Origin of the sequence: Streptomyces sp. NPDC052023, assembly GCF_044548465.1 — a bacterium.
GTDB lineage: Bacteria > Actinomycetota > Actinomycetes > Streptomycetales > Streptomycetaceae > Streptomyces.
Map to the genome: position 1 here is coordinate 289,454 of NZ_JBIUBW010000002.1, position 23,779 is coordinate 313,232.

Here is a 23,779-nt window from a genome sequence, read left to right on the forward strand (position 1 = left end):
GATGGTTCAGGGCGGCACATGCGGACTCAGGTACCGGCAAACCCCCATCACTGTCGGCGCTACCGGTAGACTGGGAGGCAATCCCGCCCCGATCGTGGGGACCGTCCGGGAAAAGCTGAGCAACGCTGAACAAGGCTTACCAACGCAACATGCCGCAGCCGCTCCGGCAACCCGCCGACGAGCCCGGCTCGTGCTGTGCCAGAAAGGGCGCTTCGTGGCCGATTCCGGCAACCCCAACGAGAACATTCCGTCCACCGACGCCGGCGTGACCGCCGCGGCCCCCGCATCGAGCGGCGAGGTCACGGCCTCGTACGACGCCAGCGCCATCACCGTCCTCGAGGGTCTGGACGCGGTCCGCAAGCGACCGGGCATGTACATCGGCTCGACCGGTGAGCGAGGACTGCACCACCTCGTGTACGAGGTCGTCGACAACTCCGTCGACGAGGCGCTGGCCGGGCACGCGGACACCATCGACGTCACGATCCTCCCCGACGGCGGGGTCCGGGTCGTCGACAACGGCCGAGGCATTCCGGTGGGCATCGTCCCGTCCGAGAACAAGCCGGCTCTCGAGGTCGTGCTGACCGTGCTGCACGCGGGCGGCAAGTTCGGCGGCGGTGGCTACGCGGTCTCCGGTGGTCTGCACGGCGTGGGCGTCTCCGTCGTGAACGCCCTGTCCTCCAAGGTCGCCGTCGAGGTGCGGACCGACGGCCACCGCTGGACGCAGGACTACAAGATGGGCGTCCCGACGGCTCCTCTCGCCCAGCACGAGGCCACCGAGGAGACCGGTACCTCGGTCACCTTCTGGGCCGACGGCGACATTTTCGAGACGACCGACTACTCCTTCGAGACGCTCTCGCGGCGCTTCCAGGAGATGGCGTTCCTCAACAAGGGCTTGACGATCAAGCTCACCGACGAGCGTGAGTCGGCCAAGGCCACGGCCGGTGCGGACGAGGCGGGCGCGGACGAGAAGCAGGAGCCCAAGACCGTCACGTACCACTACGAGGGCGGCATCGTCGACTTCGTGACGTACCTCAACTCCCGCAAGGGAGACGTGGTGCACCCGTCGGTCATCGACCTCCAGGCGGAGGACAGGGACAAGAACCTGTCCCTCGAGGTCGCGATGCAGTGGAACAGCGGTTACACCGAGGGTGTCTACTCGTTCGCGAACATCATCCACACGCACGAGGGCGGTACGCACGAAGAGGGCTTCCGCGCCGCGCTGACCTCGCTGATCAACAAGTACGCGCGCGACAAGAAGCTGCTGCGCGAGAAGGACGACAACCTCACGGGTGACGACATCCGCGAGGGTCTGACGGCGATCATCTCGGTCAAGCTGAGCGAGCCCCAGTTCGAGGGCCAGACCAAGACCAAGCTGGGCAACACGGAGGCGAAGACCTTCGTGCAGAAGGTCGTCTACGAGCACCTCAACGACTGGCTGGACCGCAACCCGAACGAGGCCGCGGACATCGTCCGCAAGGGCATCCAGGCGGCCACCGCGCGCGTGGCGGCCCGCAAGGCACGCGACCTGACCCGCCGCAAGGGCCTGCTGGAGAGCGCGTCGCTGCCGGGCAAGCTGTCCGACTGCCAGTCGAACGACCCCATCAAGTGCGAGATCTTCATCGTCGAGGGTGACTCCGCCGGCGGCTCGGCCAAGTCCGGCCGCAACCCGGAGTACCAGGCGATCCTCCCGATCCGCGGCAAGATCCTCAACGTCGAGAAGGCGCGGATCGACAAGATCCTGCAGAACCAGGAGATCCAGGCACTGATCTCCGCCTTCGGCACGGGTGTGCACGAGGACTTCGACATCGAGAAGCTCCGCTATCACAAGATCATCCTGATGGCGGACGCCGACGTCGACGGCCAGCACATCAACACCCTGTTGCTGACCTTCCTGTTCCGCTTCATGCGGCCGCTGGTCGAGGCGGGACACGTGTTCCTGTCCCGTCCCCCCCTCTACAAGATCAAGTGGGGCCGGGAGGACGTCGACTACGCGTACTCCGACCGCGAGCGCGACGCGCTGATCGAGATGGGCCGGCAGCGCGGCAAGCGGATCCGGGAGGACTCGATCCAGCGCTTCAAGGGTCTCGGTGAGATGAACGCCGAGGAGCTGCGCATCACCACGATGGACCAGGAGCACCGCGTCCTCGGCCAGGTCACCCTCGACGACGCCGCGCAGGCCGACGAGCTGTTCTCGGTCCTGATGGGCGAGGACGTCGAGGCCCGCCGCCAGTTCATCCAGCGCAACGCCAAGGACGTCCGCTTCCTCGACATCTGAGTCGGTCCCAGCTGACCGCACCAGGAAGGATCTTCACCAGCTATGGCCGACGAGAACACTCCTGTCACGCCTGAGGACGAGGGCCAGACCCTTCGCGTCGAGCCCGTCGGGCTCGAGACGGAGATGCAGCGCTCGTACCTCGACTACGCGATGTCCGTCATCGTCTCCCGCGCGCTGCCGGACGTCCGGGACGGCCTCAAGCCCGTCCACCGCCGTGTCCTGTACGCGATGTACGACGGCGGCTACCGCCCCGAGCGCGGCTTCTACAAGTGCGCCCGTGTGGTCGGCGACGTCATGGGTAACTACCACCCCCACGGCGACAGCTCCATCTACGACGCCCTGGTCCGCCTGGCCCAGCCGTGGTCGATGCGCATGCCGCTCGTCGACTCCAACGGCAACTTCGGCTCTCCGGGCAACGACCCGGCGGCGGCCATGCGCTACACCGAGTGCAAGATGGCGCCGCTGTCGATGGAGATGGTCCGCGACATCGACGAGGAGACCGTCGACTTCACGGACAACTACGACGGCCGCTCCCAGGAGCCGACCGTCCTGCCCGCCCGCTTCCCCAACCTGCTGATCAACGGCTCGGCCGGCATCGCGGTCGGCATGGCGACCAACATCCCGCCGCACAACCTGCGCGAGGTCGCGGCCGGCGCCCAGTGGTACCTGGAGAACCCGGAGGCCTCGCACGAGGAGCTCCTGGACGCGCTGATCGAGCGCATCAAGGGCCCGGACTTCCCCACCGGCGCCCTGGTCGTGGGCCGCAAGGGCATCGAGGAGGCGTACCGCACCGGCCGCGGCTCGATCACGATGCGCGCGGTGGTCGAGGTCGAGGAGATCCAGGGCCGCCAGTGCCTGGTGGTCACCGAGCTGCCGTACCAGGTGAACCCGGACAACCTCGCGCAGAAGATCGCCGACCTGGTGAAGGACGGCAAGATCGGCGGCATCGCGGACGTCCGCGACGAGACCAGCTCCCGCACGGGCCAGCGCCTGGTCATCGTCCTCAAGCGGGACGCGGTCGCCAAGGTCGTCCTGAACAACCTCTACAAGCACACCGACCTGCAGACGAACTTCGGCGCCAACATGCTGGCACTCGTCGACGGCGTGCCGCGCACCCTCTCCCTGGACGCGTTCATCCGCCACTGGGTGACGCACCAGATCGAGGTCGTCGTCCGCCGTACGCGCTTCCGGCTGCGCAAGGCCGAGGAGCGGGCGCACATCCTGCGCGGCCTGCTGAAGGCCCTGGACGCCATCGACGACGTCATCGCCCTCATCCGGGCCAGCGAGACGGTCGAGATCGCGCGCACGGGCCTGATGGAGCTGCTGGAGATCGACGAGATCCAGGCCAACGCCATCCTCGAGATGCAGCTGCGCCGACTGGCCGCCCTGGAGCGCCAGAAGATCATCCAGGAGCACGACGAACTCCAGGCGAAGATCACCCAGTACAACGCGATCCTCGCCTCGCCGGTCCGCCAGCGCGGCATCGTCAGCGAGGAGCTCGCCGCGATCGTCGAGAAGTACGGCGACGACCGCAAGACCATGCTGGTGCCCTACGACGGTGACATGTCCATCGAGGACCTGATCGCCGAGGAGGACATCGTCGTCACCGTCACCCGCGGCGGTTACGTCAAGCGCACCAAGACGGACGACTACCGGGCGCAGAAGCGCGGCGGCAAGGGCGTACGCGGCGCGAAGCTGAAGGAAGACGACATCGTCGACCACTTCTTCGTGTCGACCACCCACCACTGGCTGCTGTTCTTCACCAACAAGGGCCGTGTGTACCGGGCGAAGGCGTACGAGCTGCCGGACGCCGGCCGCGACGCGCGCGGGCAGCACGTCGCGAACCTGCTGGCCTTCCAGCCGGACGAGGCGATCGCCGAGATCCTCGCGATCCGCGACTACGAGGCGGCGCCCTACCTGGTCCTGGCGACCAAGGGCGGCCTGGTGAAGAAGACCTCGCTCAAGGACTACGACTCGCCGCGTTCGGGCGGGGTCATCGCGATCAATCTGCGCGAGCGTGAGGACGGTTCCGACGACGAACTGATCGGTGCCGAACTCGTGTCGCCGGACGACGATCTGCTGCTGATCAGCAAGAAGGCGCAGTCGATCAGGTTCACCGCGACGGACGAGTCGCTTCGCCCGATGGGACGTGCGACATCCGGTGTGAAGGGCATGAGTTTCCGCGAGGGGGACGAACTGCTCTCGATGAATGTTGTTCGACCCGGTACGTTCGTGTTCACTGCCACAGACGGCGGGTACGCAAAGCGGACCGTCGTCGACGAGTACCGCGTCCAGGGTCGCGGCGGCCTCGGCATCAAGGCTGCCAAGATCGTCGAGGACCGTGGATCGCTCGTCGGCGCGCTGGTGGTCGAGGAGACCGACGAGATCCTCGCCATCACGCTGTCCGGCGGTGTGATTCGCACGCGAGTCAACGAGGTCAGGGAGACGGGCCGTGACACCATGGGCGTCCAACTGATCAATCTGGGCAAGCGCGATGCCGTGGTCGGTATCGCTCGTAACGCCGAGGCGGGACGCGAGGCGGAAGAGGTCGACGGAGTTCTGGCCGCCGACGAATCCGCCGAGGGTGCCGTCACCACCGGCACGGACGAGGGCGAGGCGCCCTCGTCCGAGTAGCACGAGGAGTGAGTCAGCGTGAGCGGAGCCACGGGCGCCGGATCGACCGGTATCCCGGCCGGTACCTCGACCGGCGCGGAGACGGACGGCGGCGGCCGTGGCTCCGCCGCGCCTGCGACCGACCCGCACACCACCCAGCTGCGGCCGATCAAGTCGCCCGCGAAGGACGTTCAGACACCCTCCAACTCGCCTGACACTCATGGATCCCAGGGGGGAACTGTGACGGACACCCGAGGCCCGCAGACCCAGCAGTACGCGGCTGGAGCGGGCCCGGCCGCTCCGGCGGGCGCCCAGCCGCAGCAGGCGGGCGCGCAGCAGACGGCTTCGCCGTTGCCCGGGGAGCGGCAGCCGGAGCAGGCTTCCGGGCCGTACCACCCGCCGCAGGCCTACCAGGCCGCTCCGGGGAGCGGCGTACGCCGCCCGCGCACCGGCGCGCGCACCACGCCGCGGGTGCGCAAGGCACGACTGCGGGTGGCCAAGGCCGACCCGTGGTCGGTGATGAAGGTCAGCTTCCTGCTCTCCATCGCGCTCGGCATCTGCACGATCGTGGCGTCGGCGGTGCTGTGGATGGTCATGGACGCGATGGGCGTCTTCTCCACGGTCGGCGGCACGATCTCCGAGGCCACCGGATCGAACGAGTCGAACGGCTTCGACCTGCAGGCCTTCCTGTCGCTGCCCAACGTCCTGATGTTCACGGCGATCATCGCGGTCATCGACGTCGTCCTGGCGACGGCGCTGGCGACGCTCGGCGCGTTCATCTACAACCTCTCGGCGGGCTTCGTCGGCGGGGTGGAGCTGACGCTGGCAGAGGACGAGTGACGGTCCCCCAAACATCCAGCGACTATCGATTTTGGGAGTGCCGCAGTCGTGCGCTAATCTTCAGGAGTCAGCGCGCGGGAGACACACCGCAGAGCGCGGCGGGGCTATAGCTCAGTTGGTTAGAGCGCATCCCTGATAAGGATGAGGCCACAGGTTCAAATCCTGTTAGCCCCACCAGCACGAAGACCCCCAGTCGGCAACGGCTGGGGGTCTTTGACATCCATGGCTGACATCAACGGCGGTCACGGAACCAGCCTCAGCCTCCCGGCGTCATGCTCGGTACGCATGCTTCGCTGAGGAGGACTGTGGAAGGCGATCCGCCGTGGTGGGCGATCTTCGTGATCTCAGCCGGGGTGACAGTGGTTCTTGGGGCGATCTTTCTGTCCGTGGTTGGCACCGTGGCTCTCAGCGTGATCTGGGTGCGCGGCAGGTTCCGCCGCCGCCCATCCGGCGGGCATGTCATCCGATGAGCGGGTCTTCCAGCAGTTCGGCGAGCATGCCCACTGCTTCCCGCTCGCTGTCGCCCACGACGTGCGTATAGACGTCCATGGTCATGCTGATCTGGCTGTGTCGGAGGATCGCCTGAGCGACCTTGGGGTGGACTTTCAGGAAGGCCAGCAGGGTCCCGCAGGTGTGCCGGGCGAGGCGGACCGTGATCCGGCGGACGCCGGCGCGCTTGACGAGCCGATCGAAGGTGCGGGAAAAGCCCACCGGGTCGATCATGCCGCCGTGCTCGGAGGAGAAGATCAGGTCATGGTCCGGCTCCTGAGACCAGTGCTCACCGGCGATCTTCCGTTCCAGCGCTTGCAGCTCCCGGCGCTCATCCAGGACTCGGGCGCAGAACTCGGGGAGCGGAAGCACGGCCTGTGAGGACTCCGTCTTGAGTACCAGGCCGACGCCCTTGACGCGCTGCACCTGCTTGACCGGGGTGAAGCGGCCAGCCTCGAAGTCGATGTCCTGCCAGCGCAGCCCCAGCACCTCGCTACGGCGGAGCCCGAGGACCAACACGAGGACGCAGGCCGCGTAGAGCCGGTGGGCGCGCACGGAGCGCAGGAAGGCGATTGCCTCCCGAGCGTTCCACGCCGTACCCCTGTCCTTGCTGACCTTGGGCATGTCGACCAGGAGAGCGACGTTCCGCGTGATCAGCTCCTCGCGCATGGCCCGGTTGAGGGCGTTGCGGAGCACCCGCAGGACCTCGAAGCGGGCCGAGGCGCCGACCTTCTCCCGTGTGAGCGTGGCCATGAACGCCCGGATCTGCGCGGGAGTGAGCTTGGTCAGCGGCTTTTTGCCGAGATGGGGCAGCAGATACAGCCGCACCTTGGACTCGTACTTCACGTACGTGTTGTGCTCGCGCTCCGGAGCCACGATGTGCTCCAGCCAGTAGCCCAGCCACTCGCCGAGGGTCCAGGACCGCAACGGGGATGCCGTTGCGCTCCTGGTCCTGAAGCTTGCCCAGCTTCTCGTTCGCTTCGTCCCACGTCCGGCCGTACACGTACTTCCGCACCCGGTTGCCGTCCGTGTCGGTCACGTAGGCGGCGCCCTGGTACCGGCCGTCGGACCGCTTGGTGATCGTGCCGCCGCCGTTGGGCCGACGCTTCGCCATCAGGCAGCCTCCCCGATCTGGCCGACGATGAAGTCGCGGACCGCGTGGTCGGGGATGCGCCGGCACCCGTCGACTTTGATGGACACGAGGCGATGGGTCCGGATCAGGTCGTAGACCTTGGTACGGCCCACCTTCAGCCGCGCCATGACCTGGGGCACGGTCAGCAGCTCCGGGGCAGCGGTGGTCATGTAGCGGCTCCTTCCAGGTCGAGCAGGGCGGGTAGCTCTTCGCGGGCGGTCTCGCGGTTGTGCTGGATGTCGCGGCGGATGTTGGCGGCCAGCCAGGATTCGCCGGGGGTGTGGCCGTGTCCGGCGTAGGTCCAGTGGGCGAGGGTGAGCGTGGTCGCCTCGGTGTCGTCGGGGTCGGGCAGGCCGAGGGCGGCGCGTTGCTGGGCTGCGCGGTAGTCGGCGCGGACCTGGCGCAGGGCGCCGAGGGTGGTGGAGTAGCGGCGGGACTTGGTGGAGAAGTGGCCGCGGAAGCCGAGCATGTGGGCCCAGTCGCGGAGCTTGCGATCCGGGTAGAGGGCATGGAGGTCGAGGCAGGCGGAGATGAGCCGGGCGGGGTGGTCGGGCACACCGAGCAGGGTCAGGGCCTCTTTGTTGCCGATGCGGCGGTCAACCGTGCCGGTCGTCTCAGCGGCTTTCGTGGCGTACTTGGCGACGTAAGAGGCGACGGCCTGTTCGGTGATGTCCTCGCCGTCGCCGAAGGCGCGGATGGGCCGTACGTCGAGCTGGGTGCCCCAGCGCAGAGATAGTGCACCTCAGTCCTAGGACTGTCAACAGTCCTAGGACTATGTTTCACTAGTCCTCGTCGAGAGGGGTTCGAGATGGCGCCCAAGTGGCGAGAGCTGGCAGACAAGCTGGCTGAGCAGATCAAGCGGGGTGACTACGCACCGGGCCAGCAACTGCCGCACATCAGAGAGCTTGTCGAGGCCGGCGCGGGCTCCAAGGCCACCGTCCATGCCGCTTACAAGGCACTGGAAGCCGAGGGCCTGGTCACCTCGTCGCGCGGCCACGGCACAGTCGTGCGCCAGCAAGTCCCCCTCAAGCGCCTGGGTATCGCGCGGTACGACAAAGCCAAGTGGCGGGACGGTGACGAGGTCGCCTTCATCGCGGACCGTTTGGCCTCCGGAAGGGGGTACCGCCGGAACGAGCAGACCCAGACGGTCAGTCGGGTCGTAGCGCCCCCCGAGGTGGCAGCCGCACATGGCCTACCGGAAGGCGCCGAGGTCTACGCCCGCGCGCGGCTGGTCAAGGAAGGCGATCAGCCGACGCACACGCTGACCAGCTACTACCGACCCGAGCACGTCGAGGGCACACGCCTGGTGGACCCCACGCCAGGCCCCGCCGGCCGGGGCGGCGGATTTCGCGTGCTGTACGACGCCGGTTACGAGATCGATCACATGAAGGAGCGATTGTTTGCCCGTGCCGCCACACCGGACGAGGTGAAGCTCCTTCAGTTGCCGCCCGGCGAACCGGTTGTCGAGCTGCACCGGACGACGTATACGGCCGCGGGCACTGTCGTGGAGTTCGCCATCGGGGTACACGCGGCGTCGCGCTTCGCGTGGGAGTACGACTTCAAGGTGCCTGACTCGGCGAAGGACAGGGAGGGGCAGCAGTGATCTCGACGCAGGATTGGGCAGATGCCCGGCGCGTGTGGGACTACCACCAGATGGGCCACTCACCGCGGCCGTGCTCGGTTGCGATCGGGCTCGGCAGCCACGATCTCGGGGTGGCCGACACTGCAGTAGAGCTGTACAAGCGCGGCATGGCTCCCCTGCTCGTGTTCACCGGTGCCACCAGCCCCACGACGCGGGAGCGCGTGCCCCGTGGTGAAGCCGTCCACTACCAGGAACGGGCGCTGGAGCTTGGCGTCCCCAGCACGGCCGTGCTCGTGGAGCCGCGTGCCCGCAACACGGGCGAGAACATCCGCTTCTCGCGGGAGCTGCTGGAAGAGGCCGGTATCGAGGTTTCGTCGGTGCTCCTGATCAGCAAGCCGTACGAGGAGCGGCGAGCGTACGCCACGGCCCGCAAGCTCTGGCCTGACATCGAGGTCGTCAGCGCTTCCACGCCGATGACGCTCGACGAGTACGTCGACTCCATCGGTGACGCCCGCCTGGTGATCGACATGCTGGTCGGTGCGCTTCAGCGGTTGATGATCTACCCGGAGCAGGGGTTCATGATCAGCCAACCGGTACCCGCCGACGTATTCGAGGCGTACGAGCGCCTGTGCCAAGCCGGATTCACAAGCCGACTCCTGACCACTGACGCGCCTTCGGCTTGACCCAGGCGAGAGCTGTTACAGATTTCTCTACCTCATCAAGCACCCGGCTGCGCTCCGCTCCGCCGGGCAGGCTCCCGGCTCCCGCTGGGGCTGCCGCTCCTGCCTTCGGCCCGCTCCGCCCCGCTCCCGCCGACGCCCGCCCACAGTGGATAGGCCCGGAGGACATGAGTCGAGCACCCGACGACTTCGGCCCACGGTCACCGATGATGCCTCCGGCGGGGGATCGGCCGGCACCGGGTGGGAGGGGGCGCCATTCCTGGCCGCGGGCGCATCGTGGTGAGCGTGGTGGGCTCCCATCCCGTCCACCGTCGACCCAGGCAGAGCCGAGCAGACGCGGCCCATGGCGTCCAGGTCGTTCGTACAGTGGCGCGCTCCACCTGGACGCCATGAACCACGCCCGCTCCACGGTGTGTGGGTCGACGGCGGACGGGATGGGAGCAGGGTGGATTGTGGTCGAGGTAAGTGATCGGGTCCATGGTCACTGTGCGGGTCCCGTTCGCCCCGCCGGACAACCGGCCCAGCGTCTGCGCCACGTGATGCATCACCGGGTTCCGATGCTGTGGGTAAGCTCCGGACCTTATGAGTGCTACACGACCCTGGGCCCAGGCCAAGCTCGCCGGCGGGCCCGTGGCTGCGATCACCGTTCTCGGTGACCTGCTTGTGTGTGCCGTGCTGCTCCTGGCGTCCATAGGGGTCATCGGTACGGAGCCAACCACCCGGGCGGAGGAGACCGCTGCTTGGCAGTCTGCCGGGAAGCTGTACTTCGGCTGGCTGGTGGTAGGTGCGGCGTCTTTCGCCCTGTTGCGCATTCCGAAAGCTCTGCTCGCGCATGTGGCGACGATGTTGCTCTCGCCCGTTGCCCTGTTCGTGCTGCTGCTCTCGTCTGGTCTCGGTTGATGCCTGGCATGTGAGCGCGGCTCGGAGCCTGGCAGGCAGCGAAGTCGAACTGTCAAGGACGCCTCGGCCGCCTGACATCAGCGGCTGACACCAACAACGGCGTACGGCGCCGATCAACGCCGAACCTCGGGGGGCAGACGGGCCAGGGCTCAGCAGACGTACATCACGGTCGGGAGAACACTCAATCGACCTGATAAGGATGAGGCCACAGGTTCAAATCCTGTTAGCCCCACCAGCACGAAGACCTCCGGTCCACTGGACCGGGGGTCTTTTTGGTGTGCCCCCGGCGTTGGGGTCGCGCGCAAGGGCGACCCGGTCACCGGGCCGTCCCGGGACCGTCGGCGCGTGCTCAGTGGCAGTGACGCTGACTGTCAGGGACAAGCCACGTCGCAAGTATCCAAAGGACCCCGGGCCGGCTCGCGGTGTGGCAGGGGGCATGGTCACTTGCCTTCCGTGGCCAGCCGTTCCATGCGGGCGGCCGCTGCCTTGGCCCTGCGTGCGGCTTCGGTCACGCGGCGGTCGGTGAAGCGGGTGCGTTCCCTGGCCGAGCGCTCGGCGGCGACGGCCTGCCGGTGCTCCTTCTCGGCCCGTTCCAGTTCCTCGGCCAGGCCGCTGACGCGCTCTTTGAGCCGGCTCGCCTGCTTCTTGGCGTCCTCGGCCTCTCGGGTGGCCTGCGTCGCCTCCTCCTCGGCGGCCCGCAGGTCGTTCTCGGCGGTCTCGGCCTCCTCGCGCGCCTTCGCAAGACGCTCGCGCCTCGTCGCGTCCGCCGCTCGCTTGCGCGAGGCAGCCGGCGGTGGCGCTTCGGACACGGCAGGAGCCCGTCGTACGGCATCCTGTGCGACCGCCGGGAAGCCGACGGCGGCGTCGAGGGGCTTGACCAGCCTGCCCGCCGCCCATTGCCGGGCCGCTTCCGGGTCGGCGAGGACGGCCTGCAGCGTGCTTTCGACCTCCCGTTGGGCGTCCGGCGTGATCGGGCGTCCGGCCTGTGCGGCGAGTTGGCCGGCCTGGCGTGACAGGGCGCTGACCAGGACCCGTTGCCGGTGGATGAGTTCGCGCAGCTGTCCGCCGTCCAGGTCGTGGTGGGCCTGGCGCAGGCCCTCCCCGAGTCGCATCAGCGGTTCGACCTGGTCCGGCTGCCCGCGGACGAGGAGGTTGCTGGCCCAGGCGGACAGGCTCGGGCGGCGCAGCTTGCCGATCTTGCCGGCGAGGGCGCCGTCACCGGCCTTGCGGGCCGCCGCCGCGTGGGTGTCACGGGCGGCGGTGAACTGCTCAGGCCGCAGCCCGTACAGCTCGTCGGCGACAGCGTCGAAGTCCACGGGCGTTCCTCTCCACATGACGGGGGCGGCGCATGAGCGTCCACATGAGGGGGGCGGCGTAGGAGCGGCCGTCGTGGGGGTCGTCTCCGATTGTTGTTCCGATTTTCCCAGAGCCGCCAGGGAGCGGCCTGGTCATGCCTACGTCGGTCGCCTCCCCGGTGGAGGAGGCGCCCGACGCGGTCCCGTACCGGCCGGCTCAGGCGATCAGCTCCGGCTCCGTGGCCGGGTGCCCGGACGCGGCCGACTCGGCGGGGCCACCGGGCCTTATGCCGATGACGTACGCGTCCTCGGCCCAGACCCGCCGTCCTACGGCGTCACCTTCCCTGCGGCCAACCCGCCGTCCTCCCGCGTCGCCTTCCCTGCGGCCAACCCGCCGTCCACCCGCGTCATCACCGCTGCGGCAACCGGAGCGCCAGCTCGTCCAGGACCACCTCCAGGCCGTACGGCGAAAGTTTCGTCACGCAACGCCACGGGATCCACGGTCGCCACAGCAGAGGCTTCATGTGCGGCAGCCACGAAGTGGGGGTGGGCGGCGACCTCCTGGGGGGGCGGGCATGAGGCGGGCGATGAGTTCGGCCTCGGTCTCGCCGGAACGAGCAACCGTGATCAGCCAGGCCCAGGCAGCGCGAAGGCCCGGCCACTGTGGAGTGGCCGGGCCTCGGCATGGACGCGGGGTACGCAAGTTCGCCGCGACGACAGGTGTGAAGAGGGTGAGAGAAGGAGGGGGGAGGGAGAGCGGGAGGAGCAGATGGAGCAGAAGGGATAAGGGGAGGCGGTGCGAGCCTCAGCGCTGCAGCGGCGTGGAATCGGGGCCGGAGGCGAAGAGCGGTTCCGTGTCGCAGTCGTCGACCCGAGGGGCGGTGGCGGTGTCCGGGGCGTCGGCGGTGCCGGCCTGGTCGGTCTCTGCGAGCGGACGCTGTCGGCAGCTCGGGGACTTTCCGTGGGCCTCGGCCCGGATGCGCTGCTTCATTGTGGGGGGCAGGGACCTTGTATGTGCCCAGGCCCAGGGGGACATCGTCGGCACGGTGATGCTAGCGGCGCTGTTGCGAGCCGGCTCGGGCTGGGTTACCGCCGCGGAGGCGGAGGTGGTGACGAGTCCGAGCGCCGTGAACAGCGCGAGGAAGGCGGTGACGAGGACGTTCCACAACTTCATGACCGTGTTCCGGGCCATGGCCCCTCACTTTCGGGTTGGGCGATTTGCGTACTTTCCTCATGATGTGTATGGGGCTCGCGAAGTGTTGGACCTGCGCCCGTGGCGCGTCGATCTTCCGATGAACAACACACGGATGGACGCAAGGACCCCGAAAAGCTGGATGAGGGGAGGAGGGCGGGCGAAGTCAGGGCAATTCTCACCGTCCGTAAGGCGGTGATCACCCTCGGACGGGAGTGGCGACGTACGCCGTCAGCCCACCCCGGCTCCGCTTCTAGTCGGTGGTACCGGGCGGAAGTTGGGGGCCCGACGCAGGTCACTGATCGATATCGGCCGGTGTGTATAGTCGGGCGCCAGAGGTCCCCTACGTCAAGGAAAGACGAGGTCGCGCGGTGAAGAAGCTTCTCCTGGTCGCACTGGCCGCCATCGGCGGGCTCCTCGTGTACCGCCAGATCCAGGCGGATCGCGCCGAGCAGGATCTGTGGACGGAGGCGACTGACTCCGTGCCCACGGGTTCGTGAGTACCGACAACCGAATCTGAACAGACCCCGGCCGCCTCGCGGTCGGGGTTTTGCGTGTATGCCGGTGCTCACCGAGGGACCCGCGGGGCAGGATGGGCCAGGCACGGACGGTTCGAGGCCGGAACTTCCGGGGGTGGGTTGCACGTGATCGGGCGGTGCGGTAGGGCGTGGGGACGTGCGGTGGTCGTGGTGCTGCCCGTGGCGCTGCTGGTACTGCAGGGGACGGTGGGGTCGGCGGGGCCGATGGGACCGACGGGGTTGTCGTCGGGGGTGGCGGTGGCTGCCGGGGCGACATCGGGTGACTCCGGGGCAGCTTTATCGTCGACTTCCGCCTCTTCCTCGTTGTCGGCCTCGCCCTGGTCCTCTACATCGGCCTTATCTGCCTCTTCCGTCTCCTCGTCCTTCGACTTCGCGGACGACGCCCTTCCCGTCCGTGCTGCCACGGTGACGACCGACGCCGCACGCCTGGAGCCGGGCAGCACGTACCGGAGCACCCTGCCGGGCAACGGCGAGGCGTACTACCGCCTCGTACTCGACGCGACGTCGAACGCGTACGTCTCCGCCACCGCCGTACCCGACCCGGACGCCACCGTCTCCGCGATCGAAGGCATCAGGGTGTCCGTTCAGGACGCCGACGGCCGATCCTGCTCGTCCGAGACGACGACCTTCGGCGCCGCGCGCAGCCCGCATCCGATCGCGGCGAGCGGTTCACGCGAGGCCGGCGGAAGCCGCTGCCAGGCGGCGGGCACCTATTACGTGGTCGTCGAGCGCGCCGGTACGACGGACTCCGCGCCGGCCGACTGGGAGCTGGAGCTCACCGCGGTGCAGGAGCCGGGACTGGCGCGGGCCGGCGCCACCGAGGCGCCGCAGGACTGGGACTCGGCCACACCGGCACCGCCTACGGTCGAGCCCCAGCGGCGTAGGGGTGGCTCCGGTTTCACCACGGCGGCCTCCCTCGAGCAGGGCGTCTGGACCGACGACATCGCACCCGGCCAGACGCTCTTCTACGAGGTCCCGGTCGACTGGGGTCAGCAGGTGTCCGCCACCGCCGAACTCGGCACGGCGACGGGGGGTTCCGGCTATGTGAGCAGTGCGCTGGACGTCTCCCTCTACAACCCCGTGCGCGCCTTCGTCGCGGACAAGGGCGTCGGCTACGACGGCAAGCAGCGGACGGCCGCGCTGGCCGCGCTTCCACCGGTCGAGCACGCCAACCGTCACTCCTTCACGGGCCGTGTCAGCGCGATGCGCTTCGCCGGCTCCTATCACCTTGTCGTGCACCTGTCCGCCGAGGTGGCCGAGGAGTTCGGGGACGGGCCGCTCGGGCTGACGCTGCGGGTGGGGGTGAAAGGGGACGCGCAGAGGGGCCCCGACTATGTGGGGGAGTCCGTGCCGGAGGGCGTCTTCGCTGTACGGGGTGGGGGACCGGGCGGTTTCCCTGGGGCCGGCGCCGGTGATACGGGGGAGGGAAACGGCGGGGACGGGATCATGGCGGCCGTCGCCGTGGGTGGGATCGGCGCGGGCAGCGTGATTCTGGTGGGGCTCGGTGTGTGGGTGGCTGTGGCGCGGCGGAGGGGCGGGGTCGCCGGGTAGGGCGGCGGAATCGTCGGGCGCCGGAATCCTGGGGCCGCCGGAATCCTGGGGCCGCCGGAATCCTGGGGCCGCCGGAAGCCCGGGGCCGCCGGAAGGCCGGGGCCGCCGGAAGGCCGGGGCCGCCGGAAGGCCGGGGCCATCGGAAGCCCGGGGCCATCGGAAGCCCGGGTGGTGGGCGGCGGGTGGTCGACGCGGGCTGCGGGGCTGCGGGGGCTGCGAGCTGCGGCTGGGCTCGCCGGCCGGACCAATGGTTGGTGCCGTCAGATGCGGGTCAGCGCCCAGAACCCCACGGCGTAGCAGAGCAGCGCGAGCAGGAGCAGCGGGATCACTGCCTTGGCGGGCGGTCCGGGGCGGCGGGCGGCCCGTCGGCCGGCCCGACGGTGGCCGGAGGGCTGCCGTGAAATGGGTGCCGTCGAGGGCGGAACCTGCGGGTCTTGAGCGGTGTATGAAGCAGTAGAGACATCAGCGGGCTGCGACGGCACCGAGAGTGCCTGGGCGGGAACCGGGGTGGGGCGGAGCGGCTGCGGCCCGAGCGGCTGGGGGGAGGCGAAGGACGCGTGGTGTGGTCGTGGGGGGTGTTGCGGCCTTGGGGCGTGCTGGGGATGCGGCGCGTGCTGGGATTGTGGAGCGCGCTGGGGTTCTGGGGCATGCGGGGGTTGAGGGGCGGGCCCCGGTTGTGGGGCGTGCTGGGGTTGCCGTGTGGCGAGGTGTGGCTGCTGAGGCTGCGCGGGGGACCGGCGGGTGGTGACCGTCGGCTGAGGCGGCGGCAGATGGAAGCTCCCGGTGTCGGACATGCTGGGCGACTGCGGGGGCGCTGTCTGCTGATGCCGGGGATCAGCGGGTACGTCCACGGAGCCGGCCCCGGCTGTCACGGACCCCGTGCCGGGCCAGGGGTCCGAGAACTCCTGACGGTCCCGCGCGTCGGGCGGCACCGGAGCGCCTCCCGGCCGGGCCCCATCGGGCAGCACCGGAGCGCCATCTCCTGGACGGGCCCCCTCGGGCGGCACCGGACCGTCCGTCGGCTGCGCCACTTCGGGCGGCACCGAACCGTTCCCCGGACCGGATCCGTCGGGTGGTACGAAGCTGCCCCTCGGATGCGCCCCCTCGGCCTGCGGCCAACCGCTTCCCGCCTGCGAGCCCTCGGCACGCACCCCGCCGCCCCACCCTTGGGGCGCCTCGGGTGTGCTCCCCTCGCTGCCGCTGCCGCTGCCGCTGCCGCTGCCGCTGCCGCTGCCGCTGCCGCTGCCGCTGCCGCTGCCGCTGCCGAGTGCTCCCCCGGCGTCGGCTCCCCCGCCCGGCCCTCCGCTTCTTCCGCTCGGCGGAGCAGCGGAGTGGCCCCCCTCGCTTCCGCCCCCGGAGCTCGCGGCCGACCCCGTCGCCCCGGCCCCGGCCCTCGGAGCGAGCGGCCCATTCGGGCCGAACCCGGGGGGAAGAGGCCCCAGTTGGTCGAAGATTTCGATCTGCTCGTCATCGGGGCCGGGCTCGGGCAGCAGCTCGGCCGCGGCGGCAAGGGCCTTACGCGCCCCCGTGGCCGTGCGGAACCGGGCTACCGGATCCGGCTGCAACAGCGAGGCCACGACCTGCCACAGCGGTTCCGGGATTTTGTTGGGGGCACCCGGCGTCCCGTGCTCGGCGAAGTACTGGATGAGCGCCTTGGCGTCCGGCTTGGCGCCCTCCAGCAGGTACAGCGCGACCAGACCCACGGCGAACAGGTCGGCCGGATAGTCGGGTTCCGCGCCCATCATCTGTTCGGGGGCGAGGTATCCCGGCGTTCCCACCACGAGATTGGTCTCGGTAAGGCGTGGCTCGCCCAGCCGCATTGCTATCCCGAAGTCGGACAGCCGCAGCCGTGGACGCCCGGTGCCGGTCGCTTCCAGGAGCACGTTGGCGGGCTTGATGTCACGGTGCACGACATCCTCCGCGTGCACCGCGGCCAGTCCCGACAGGAGCTGGTCGAGAAGGGTGCAGACGAAGGACGGCGGCAGGGGACCGTAGTCCCCGACGAGATGGACCAGCGAACCGCCGGCGACCAGATCCATGGTGAAAAGGACCTTGTCGTCGTCGGCGGCCCAGCTGGCCGGTGCGAGCACATGCGGGTGATCGATCCTCAGCGCCTGTTCCCGGACGAAGCGCAGCAGGGAGTGGGCGTCGCGCTGTTGCAGCACCTTGGCGGCCACATAACGGCGGCGGCGGTGGTCCCAGGCGCGCCAGACGGCGCCTACTCCACCGCGTCCGATCGGGTCGGCCAGCTCGTACCGTCCGGCGAAGACCTCACCCATCGCTGTGCGCCGCTCCTCCCCCTTCGGCCCCCGTCGGTCCCAGGGGCTCCCCCGTTGCCTGCCCCTCGACGAGTGGTACGACCCCTCCCGGACGTGTGCCGCACCCCCTACGGCACAGGTCCGCCTGGTTCAGCTCTGGTGCGACTGGTAGTGCGCGACGGCGTCGGAAGTGCGGCCGGCGCCGTACACCCGGAGGAACTCTGCCAGTTCCGGGTGGGTCGGGGCGAGGGTGTCCGCGGCGTCGATGATGTCTCCCGCCGCGGACACCGAGCGCAGCAGGGACTGAATCTCGCGGACGACCCGCTTGACCGTCGGCGCTCCCGAACTGTTCGTCGTCTGCGTGGTGTTGCTGAGCACCGAGCCCCCCTGGGACTTCTTGATCTCGTCCATCCTGTCGGTGGCCTCGGCCGCACTCACGCTGCCGTCCGCCACCTGCGCGGCCAGGTCCTGGAGCAGTTGCACCCGCTGGACCACGGCCGGATTGCCGATCTTCGCCCGCTGACCGCTCATCAGCTGGGACAGCATCGGTGCGGACAGTCCCAGCACCCCCGCGAGACGAGCCTGGTTGAGTCCAAGATCGTCGATGAGCTTACGGAAGAGCGCCCCCAGCGGCTCCCCGTACCAGTTCCGCTGCAGTTCCCGCGCTCTTGCGGTGGCTTCCTGCTGTGCGGCGTCCATTGCGTCTCCCCATCGCTTCCCCTAAAACGGCGGTTCGCTGTAGCGAACCACGCCGAGCATCTTACGGAGAGTGGTCGTTCACGGGGACCCCCCAATCTTTTTGCGAGATACCGGGGGTGACCCGCTACTCTGGTCTGCGGCGCCTGCCGGTACGCGGTACTTCCGGCGGATGTCCCCTACTCGGGGCCTTAGCTCAGTTGGTAGAGCGCTGTCTTTGCATGGCAGATGTCAGGGGTTCGACTCCCCTAGGCTCCACAGCACGAAAGCCCTCTGAACTGCGGAAACGCGATTCGGAGGGCTTTTTCGTCGGCACGGTCGAGCCGCTGGGGGCCGGCTGCCGCTTCGCCTCGTACCACCGCCGCCGCCAGCGCCAGCGCCAGCGCCTGTGCCGCTGCCACCGCCGATGCCACCGCCAGTGCTGGACCAGTGCCGGTAAGCACCCCGGCCGGACCGGCTCGCACAGTGCCCGGCTCCCCACCCGGCCGCACCGCCGCCGCCCGCACTCACCACGCACCCACCTACCCTCGGCACCCACCCTCGGCACCGATCCTCGCCCCGGCCCTCGTAGCTGATCCAGGCGAGCCCGGCGTCCGGCCCGGCACGAGAGTCGAGGCCGTCGCGTGGTCCCCTTTGCGCAAATGACCTCCGCTGTCCACCGCAGTCACAGCGTGACGAGGCATGAGCCCCGTTCAGGATTGCATTCGCGATCACTGCCTGGCCCCCGGGGGGCGCACCGTCGCAGCGGCAGGCAAGTCCCCTGACCCGCATCGCAGTTGGTTCCACGTGAAACATCGCTGTGGGGCGGGTGACCCTCAGGTCACCCGCCCCACAGACGTTCGGACGAGTTCGGCTCAGCCGCGGTCGTCGCGGTCCGCGGCCTCCTCCTCGGCCTCCTTGACCTGCACCTCGGGGTCGAGGACGGACTGACCGCTGCCGTCCACGGACGTGAGCCGTCCGGACTCGGAGACCTCGGTCGCCGCCGGGGGCTCGACCAGCCAGTCCGGGTTGGCCTGCTTGTCCCACCACTTCCAGGCGGCGAAGGCGCCGCCCGCGACGAGGCCGGCGATGGCCAGTACCTTCATGGCCCGGCCGGCCTTGGCACGGCGCTCGTGCTTGCGGACGAGTTTCTGGATCTCCTCGGGCGAGATCTGGCCGCGCAGCGCGGCCAGCACAGCGGCGCCCCGGGCTGCCGCCTCGTCCTTGACGGGCCCGGCCGCGGCCACTGCCTGCTCGAACTTCGGCCGGGAGTAGTCTGCGGCCTGCCGTGCGGCCTCGCGGGCGCGGACGGCGGCCTCATGGGCGGCGTGGTCGACCTTCGGCGGCACATGCGTGCGGACCTGGTAGCGGGCCTGCTCCACGTGCGGCGCGAGGTGCGACGCGTACTGGACGCGGGCCTGCCCGGCGGCCTGCGACACCCTGGGCGCGAGCCGTACGCGTGCCTCGTGTGCGTAGTGTGCGGCCCGGTCCTTGGCCGTGTCGGCGTAGGGCGCCACCACTTCCGCGGCGTGCAGCACGCTGTCCTTCGCCGAGCCGGTTGCGGCGCGCACGCTGTCGATGCGGGTCACGGGTTCCTCCTCCTCGGTGGCGTACGGTATTTCGACTTTCCACCCTTTTACGGATCATGCATGTCGGAGAGCGATGCGGCATGCGAGGGCGGGCATCCGGGTCACGATTTCGGCGCAATAGCGGATGAATAAGGGACAACATCAGCTTGTCGTCGACAATGCCACGGATCGGCGCCCAGCGCTTGTGTCCCGGGGCGACTCGTCCGGAATTCCGCGAACGAAACGCCCGGAATCGCTGCTGTGAGCGGGCGCCGGGCGACGCCGGGCGTGGACCGTGCGAGGATCGTGGGGTCACAGGAAGACAACGGAAGGCAGATCGTGGCTGAGCAGCTCTACGCCACCCTGAAGACCAACCACGGCGACATCGCGGTTCGGCTGTTCCCGGACCACGCGCCGAACACGGTCAAGAACTTCGTCGAGCTCGCCAAGGGCGAGCGGGAGTGGACGAACCCCGCGACGGGGCAGAAGTCCACGGACAAGCTGTACGACGGCACGGTCTTCCACCGGGTCATCAGCGGCTTCATGATCCAGGGCGGCGACCCGCTGGGCAACGGCACGGGCGGTCCGGGTTACGAGTTCGGTGACGAGTTCCACCCTGACCTGCAGTTCGACAAGCCGTACCTGCTGGCCATGGCGAACGCCGGCCCGGGCACCAACGGCTCGCAGTTCTTCATCACCGTCTCCCCGACGGCGTGGCTGAACCGCAAGCACACCATCTTCGGCGAGGTCACGGACGCGGGCAGCCAGAAGGTCGTGGACTCCATCGCGAGTGCGCAGACCAACCCGCGCACCGACCGCCCGCTCAACGACGTGGTCATCGAGTCGGTCGTCGTCGAGTCCCGCGAGGCCTGAGTCCCGCGAGGTCGCTCGCGGCCCGCGCGATCAAGCGCGGGCCTGGCCCCGCCAGCGCCGAGACCGTGCCCCGATGAGGGGCCCGGGACCTCCCGGAGGGGAACCAAACGCCCCGCTCGTCCGTAAAGATGAGCGGGGCGTTGCAGTGCAGCGGGGCGTCGCAGTGCCACCACGACTTAGGGGAGCTCATGGACCAGGCGCAGGGCAGCCAGCCGGACGCGCAGAGCGCGCCTGTCTGCTATCGCCACCCGGGCCGCGAGACCGGCGTGCGCTGCACGCGCTGTGAGCGCCCGATATGCCCGGAGTGCATGGTGAGCGCCTCGGTCGGCTTCCAGTGCCCCGAATGCGTCCGTGGTGCCGTCGGCACCGGCCACGCGCCGAATGCGTCCCGTCCCCGCACCATCGCGGGCGGCACGGTCGCCGCCGACCCCCGCCTGCTGACCAAGATCCTGATCGGGATCAACCTCGCGGTGTTCCTCCTCGTCCAGGCCCGCCCGTCGGTGCTGAACAGCCTGGTGCTGATCGGCGAGTGGCCTCCGGCGCCCTGGGGGCCGACGGAGGGAGTGGCGGAAGGCGAGTGGTATCGCCTGGTGACCTCGATGTTCTCGCACGAGGCGATCTGGCACATCGCGTTCAACATGCTCAGCCTCTGGTGGCTCGGCGGTCCCCTGGAAGCGGCCCTCGGCCGGGCACGCTTTTTGGCGCTCTACCTGATCTCCGGCCTCACGGGCAGCGCCCTGACCTATCTGCTGGCGGGACCCACGACTGCCTCGCTCGGCGCCTCCGGCGCGGTCTTCGGCCTCTTCGGCGCGACTGCCGTGCTGATGCGCCGGCTCAACTACGACCTGCGGCCCGTGCTGGCGCTGCTGGCGATCAACCTGGTCTTCACGTTCACGATGAGCAACATCGCCTGGCAGGCACACATCGGTGGCCTGGTCGGCGGGCTGGTGATCGGCTACGCGATGGTGCACGCACCGCGCGAGCGACGGGCGCTGGTGCAGTACGGCGTCTGTGCGTTGATGCTGGCCGTGGTCGTCGGCGTGACGCTGCTGCGCACGGCCCAGCTCAGTTGAGCCGGTGGGTTATCCACTGAGCTGCACGGTTGTCCACAGCGTGTGGCGGATCTTGTGCACCCTGTGCGGGAACGTATGTGCCCCCTGTCGGTGACCGTGATTTCCGCAGGTCAGACAGGGGGCGAACAGGCTTTCGGGGGATCGTGTGACGGTCGTACCGGCGTCAACGTCCGATGGGTTATCCACAGATCGTCGTCTTTTCCCCAGGTCAGGTGTGGAAATTCTCCCCGGGCTGTGGATAACTCAGCGGATAGCCATGGGCAGAACTCCGTTCACCGTCCGGTGGCCCGCCCTTCGACGGGCCTGCCCACCGGACGGAGAGCGGCTACTTCCACTGCGTGGAGACGCCGAACCCGGCCGCGATGAAGCCGAAGCCCACCACGATGTTCCAGTTGCCCAGCGACTCGACGGGCAGGGAACTGTTGGTCACGTAGAAGACGACGATCCAGGCCAGGCCCACCAGGAACAGTGCGAGCATGACCGGGGCGACCCAGGCACGGTTGTTCAGCTTGAGGCTGGTCGCCTGCTTCGACGGCGGCGGCGTGTAGTCGGCCTTCTTGCGGATACGTGACTTCGGCACGAGGGTCTCTCCTGTCGATGCGCTGCGTGGCCGCGCAGGGAACGTGGGTCGGGCTCGGGGCAGCGTACAAGGGGACACTGAGCGCTCCCCCGGGCGTCCGTTAGCGTAGTGCTTCCGTGGCGCCGAAGGAGATAAGGGTACGTTGAGCAATTCTGCCGACTCCCCCGGGACGGGATCCAGCGCTGGGCGCCGATGGGCCTTGCGGCCTGTGCGGCTCCTGACAGTGGCCGTCTTCGCTCTCGCGGGCCTCATTTTCTTCACGAGCTTCCACACGGCCAAGGGCACCAACATCCGCACGGACGCGTCCTTGCTGAAGCTCTCCGACCTGATCCATGAGCGCAGCCGCAACAACGGCGAGCTGGACGAGGCCAACGCGGCCCTGCGCGAGGACGTGGAGACCCTGGCCGAGCGGGACGACGGCAGCACCAAGGCGGAGGACGACAAGCTCGCCGCCCTGGAGAAGGAGGCCGGGACCCACAAGCTCACCGGTGAGGCGCTCACGGTGACGCTCAACGACGCGCCGCCCAACGCCACCGCCAAGCTCCCCGGCTACCCCGAGCCCCAGCCCGACTACCTGGTCATCCACCAGCAGGACCTCCAGGCCGTGGTGAACGCCCTCTGGCAGGGTGGCGCCAAGGGCATCAAGGTCATGGACCAGCGGCTTATCTCCACCAGCGCCGTGCGCTGCGTGGGCAACACCCTGATCCTCCAGGGCCGCGTCTATTCACCGCCGTACAAGATCACGGCGGTCGGTGACCCCGAGAAGCTCCAGAAGGCGCTCACCGCCTCTCCGGCGATCCAGAACTACATGGTCTACGTCAACGTCTACGGACTCGGCTGGAAAGTCGAGGAGAACGGGACGGTGACTCTGCCGGGCTACTCGGGCACAGTGGATCTGCGGTACGCCCAGCCCATGGAGTGAGCCCCTTCCGAGGAGCCGCCGGTGCGCTCAGTGATCAGGACGTTCAGCGAGCTGTGCATCACCGTCGGCACCGTGATCGTGCTCTTCGTCGTCCACGTCCTGTTCTGGACCGGTGTGCGGGCCGACGCCGTCATGGACGACGAGATCGACCAGCTCCAGGAGCAGTGGGCCATGGGCGGTGTGCGCACCACGGCGCCGGCGGACACCTCCGGCACCGCGGCGCCGCCGAAGCCGGTGGCGTACCGGGACGGCGAGGCCTTCGCGATCATGTACATCCCGCGGCTTGGTTTCACGTGGAACAAGCCCGTCCTCGAAGGCACCGGCACCAGCACCCTGAAGAAGGGTCTCGGGCATTACGCCGGGACCGCGCAGCTCGGCCAGAAGGGCAACTTCTCCGTCGCGGGGCACCGGCGGACCTACGGCGATCCCTTCAAGGACTTCCCGCGGCTGCGGCCCGGTGACGCGGTGGTGCTGACGGACGGGACGACCTGGTTCACGTACCGGATCGACAAGGGGCCGTACAAGACAGTTCCGACGGACGTCGAGGTGATCGAGCCGCTGCCACGCAAGTCGGGGTACACACGTCCGGGCCGCTATCTGACCCTGACGACCTGCGAACCGGAGTGGGGCCACAGCCATCGTCTGATCGTCTGGGCGCATCTGGATTCCACGCAGCCTGTGGAGGCCGGGAAACCAGCCGCCCTGCGCCGTTAGTCTGGTGGAGTACGGCGTGAGTTTCTGG

Annotated in this window: 20 protein-coding genes, 2 tRNA genes and 1 pseudogene; 14 read left to right on the forward strand and 9 right to left on the reverse strand. The window is 69.0% G+C overall.

The window, feature by feature from the left end; genetic code table 11:
* The first annotated feature begins 214 nt into the window (after positions 1 to 214).
* The 4 genes from gyrB (at position 215) to ACIHCM_RS05450 (ending at position 5,905) form a co-directional block, all read left to right on the forward strand.
* Positions 215 to 2,275 carry a DNA topoisomerase (ATP-hydrolyzing) subunit B gene (gene gyrB / locus ACIHCM_RS05435; RefSeq protein ID WP_399889438.1) on the forward strand — a complete coding sequence of 687 codons (2,061 nt, stop codon included), beginning with the start codon at positions 215 to 217 and terminating at the stop codon, positions 2,273 to 2,275.
* Between the two features lie 42 nt (positions 2,276 to 2,317).
* The gene (gene gyrA, locus ACIHCM_RS05440) at positions 2,318 to 4,909 is read left to right on the forward strand and encodes a DNA gyrase subunit A (RefSeq protein WP_399889441.1); all 2,592 of its coding nucleotides are present in this window, start codon (positions 2,318 to 2,320) and stop codon (positions 4,907 to 4,909) included.
* Positions 4,910 to 4,927: 18 nt separating this feature from the next.
* A complete protein-coding gene (locus ACIHCM_RS05445; RefSeq protein ID WP_399889443.1) occupies positions 4,928 to 5,728 on the forward strand; it encodes a DUF3566 domain-containing protein in 801 nt (266 codons plus the stop codon).
* A 100-nt stretch (positions 5,729 to 5,828) separates the two neighbouring features.
* Positions 5,829 to 5,905: transfer RNA gene (locus ACIHCM_RS05450), tRNA-Ile, on the forward strand.
* 282 nt (positions 5,906 to 6,187) lie between these two features.
* On the opposite strand, the gene ACIHCM_RS05455 is transcribed toward ACIHCM_RS05450, so the two are convergent.
* From ACIHCM_RS05455 to ACIHCM_RS05465, 3 genes and pseudogenes are all read right to left on the reverse strand, one after another.
* A complete protein-coding gene (locus tag ACIHCM_RS05455; protein ID WP_399889446.1) occupies positions 6,188 to 7,144 on the reverse strand; it encodes a tyrosine-type recombinase/integrase in 957 nt (318 codons plus the stop codon).
* A 186-nt stretch (positions 7,145 to 7,330) separates the two neighbouring features.
* Positions 7,331 to 7,519: a helix-turn-helix domain-containing protein gene (locus ACIHCM_RS05460; protein ID WP_399889449.1), complete on the reverse strand. Its 189-nt coding sequence runs from the start codon at positions 7,517 to 7,519 to the stop codon at positions 7,331 to 7,333.
* Positions 7,516 to 8,088 (reverse strand): annotated as a pseudogene (locus tag ACIHCM_RS05465) (replication initiator); the annotation flags it as partial. The gene ACIHCM_RS05460 and the pseudogene ACIHCM_RS05465, both read right to left, overlap by 4 nt.
* Positions 8,089 to 8,157: 69 nt before the next feature.
* Here ACIHCM_RS05465 and ACIHCM_RS05470 point away from each other — a divergent pair.
* The 3 genes from ACIHCM_RS05470 to ACIHCM_RS05480 all read left to right on the forward strand — a co-directional run bounded on the left by ACIHCM_RS05470 (position 8,158) and on the right by ACIHCM_RS05480 (position 10,511).
* On the forward strand, positions 8,158 to 8,952 hold the full coding sequence (locus ACIHCM_RS05470; protein WP_399889452.1) for a GntR family transcriptional regulator: 795 nt from the start codon (positions 8,158 to 8,160) through the stop codon (positions 8,950 to 8,952).
* Positions 8,949 to 9,614, forward strand: coding sequence for a YdcF family protein (locus ACIHCM_RS05475; protein WP_399889455.1), 666 nt, complete (start codon positions 8,949 to 8,951; stop codon positions 9,612 to 9,614). The genes ACIHCM_RS05470 and ACIHCM_RS05475 overlap by 4 nt, the downstream gene beginning before the upstream one ends.
* A gap of 627 nt (positions 9,615 to 10,241) precedes the next feature.
* Positions 10,242 to 10,511 (forward strand): hypothetical protein, encoded by a 270-nt coding sequence (locus ACIHCM_RS05480; RefSeq protein WP_399889458.1) that lies wholly within the window; start codon positions 10,242 to 10,244, stop codon positions 10,509 to 10,511.
* Between the two features lie 440 nt (positions 10,512 to 10,951).
* On the opposite strand, the gene ACIHCM_RS05485 is transcribed toward ACIHCM_RS05480, so the two are convergent.
* Both ACIHCM_RS05485 and ACIHCM_RS05490 read right to left on the reverse strand, forming a co-directional pair.
* Positions 10,952 to 11,827 (reverse strand): hypothetical protein, encoded by an 876-nt coding sequence (locus ACIHCM_RS05485; protein ID WP_399889460.1) that lies wholly within the window; start codon positions 11,825 to 11,827, stop codon positions 10,952 to 10,954.
* A 784-nt stretch (positions 11,828 to 12,611) separates the two neighbouring features.
* Positions 12,612 to 12,998, reverse strand: coding sequence for a DUF6344 domain-containing protein (locus ACIHCM_RS05490; RefSeq protein ID WP_399889463.1), 387 nt, complete (start codon positions 12,996 to 12,998; stop codon positions 12,612 to 12,614).
* 371 nt (positions 12,999 to 13,369) lie between these two features.
* Between ACIHCM_RS05490 and ACIHCM_RS05495 the strand changes: the two genes are divergently transcribed.
* Together ACIHCM_RS05495 and ACIHCM_RS05500 are read left to right on the forward strand one after the other, a co-directional pair.
* A complete protein-coding gene (locus tag ACIHCM_RS05495; RefSeq protein WP_003999697.1) occupies positions 13,370 to 13,498 on the forward strand; it encodes a DLW-39 family protein in 129 nt (42 codons plus the stop codon).
* A 444-nt stretch (positions 13,499 to 13,942) separates the two neighbouring features.
* Positions 13,943 to 15,088, forward strand: coding sequence for a hypothetical protein (locus tag ACIHCM_RS05500; protein WP_399889466.1), 1,146 nt, complete (start codon positions 13,943 to 13,945; stop codon positions 15,086 to 15,088).
* 260 nt (positions 15,089 to 15,348) lie between these two features.
* On the opposite strand, the gene ACIHCM_RS05505 is transcribed toward ACIHCM_RS05500, so the two are convergent.
* Together ACIHCM_RS05505 and ACIHCM_RS05510 are read right to left on the reverse strand one after the other, a co-directional pair.
* Positions 15,349 to 17,367, reverse strand: a complete 2,019-nt coding sequence (locus ACIHCM_RS05505; protein ID WP_399889469.1) for a protein kinase — start codon at positions 17,365 to 17,367, stop codon at positions 15,349 to 15,351.
* Between the two features lie 129 nt (positions 17,368 to 17,496).
* Positions 17,497 to 18,045: a helix-turn-helix domain-containing protein gene (locus tag ACIHCM_RS05510; RefSeq protein ID WP_399889471.1), complete on the reverse strand. Its 549-nt coding sequence runs from the start codon at positions 18,043 to 18,045 to the stop codon at positions 17,497 to 17,499.
* Positions 18,046 to 18,227: 182 nt separating this feature from the next.
* On the opposite strand from ACIHCM_RS05510, the gene ACIHCM_RS05515 reads away from it, so the two are divergent.
* Positions 18,228 to 18,300: transfer RNA gene (locus tag ACIHCM_RS05515), tRNA-Ala, on the forward strand.
* Between the two features lie 596 nt (positions 18,301 to 18,896).
* Here ACIHCM_RS05515 and ACIHCM_RS05520 read toward each other — a convergent pair.
* Positions 18,897 to 19,610: a DUF5324 family protein gene (locus ACIHCM_RS05520; RefSeq protein WP_399889474.1), complete on the reverse strand. Its 714-nt coding sequence runs from the start codon at positions 19,608 to 19,610 to the stop codon at positions 18,897 to 18,899.
* A gap of 318 nt (positions 19,611 to 19,928) precedes the next feature.
* Here ACIHCM_RS05520 and ACIHCM_RS05525 point away from each other — a divergent pair, with 318 nt between their 5' ends.
* Positions 19,929 to 20,462, forward strand: coding sequence for a peptidylprolyl isomerase (locus tag ACIHCM_RS05525; protein WP_399889477.1), 534 nt, complete (start codon positions 19,929 to 19,931; stop codon positions 20,460 to 20,462).
* 188 nt (positions 20,463 to 20,650) lie between these two features.
* Positions 20,651 to 21,535, forward strand: a complete 885-nt coding sequence (locus ACIHCM_RS05530) for a rhomboid family intramembrane serine protease (protein WP_399889480.1) — start codon at positions 20,651 to 20,653, stop codon at positions 21,533 to 21,535.
* 325 nt (positions 21,536 to 21,860) lie between these two features.
* On the opposite strand, the gene crgA is transcribed toward ACIHCM_RS05530, so the two are convergent.
* Positions 21,861 to 22,115 (reverse strand): cell division protein CrgA, encoded by a 255-nt coding sequence (crgA, locus tag ACIHCM_RS05535; protein WP_399889483.1) that lies wholly within the window; start codon positions 22,113 to 22,115, stop codon positions 21,861 to 21,863.
* A gap of 142 nt (positions 22,116 to 22,257) precedes the next feature.
* Here crgA and ACIHCM_RS05540 point away from each other — a divergent pair, with 142 nt between their 5' ends.
* Together ACIHCM_RS05540 and ACIHCM_RS05545 are read left to right on the forward strand one after the other, a co-directional pair.
* A complete protein-coding gene (locus tag ACIHCM_RS05540; RefSeq protein ID WP_399889486.1) occupies positions 22,258 to 23,037 on the forward strand; it encodes a DUF881 domain-containing protein in 780 nt (259 codons plus the stop codon).
* A 21-nt stretch (positions 23,038 to 23,058) separates the two neighbouring features.
* Positions 23,059 to 23,751: a class E sortase gene (locus ACIHCM_RS05545; RefSeq protein WP_399889489.1), complete on the forward strand. Its 693-nt coding sequence runs from the start codon at positions 23,059 to 23,061 to the stop codon at positions 23,749 to 23,751.
* Positions 23,752 to 23,779 lie beyond the last annotated feature (28 nt).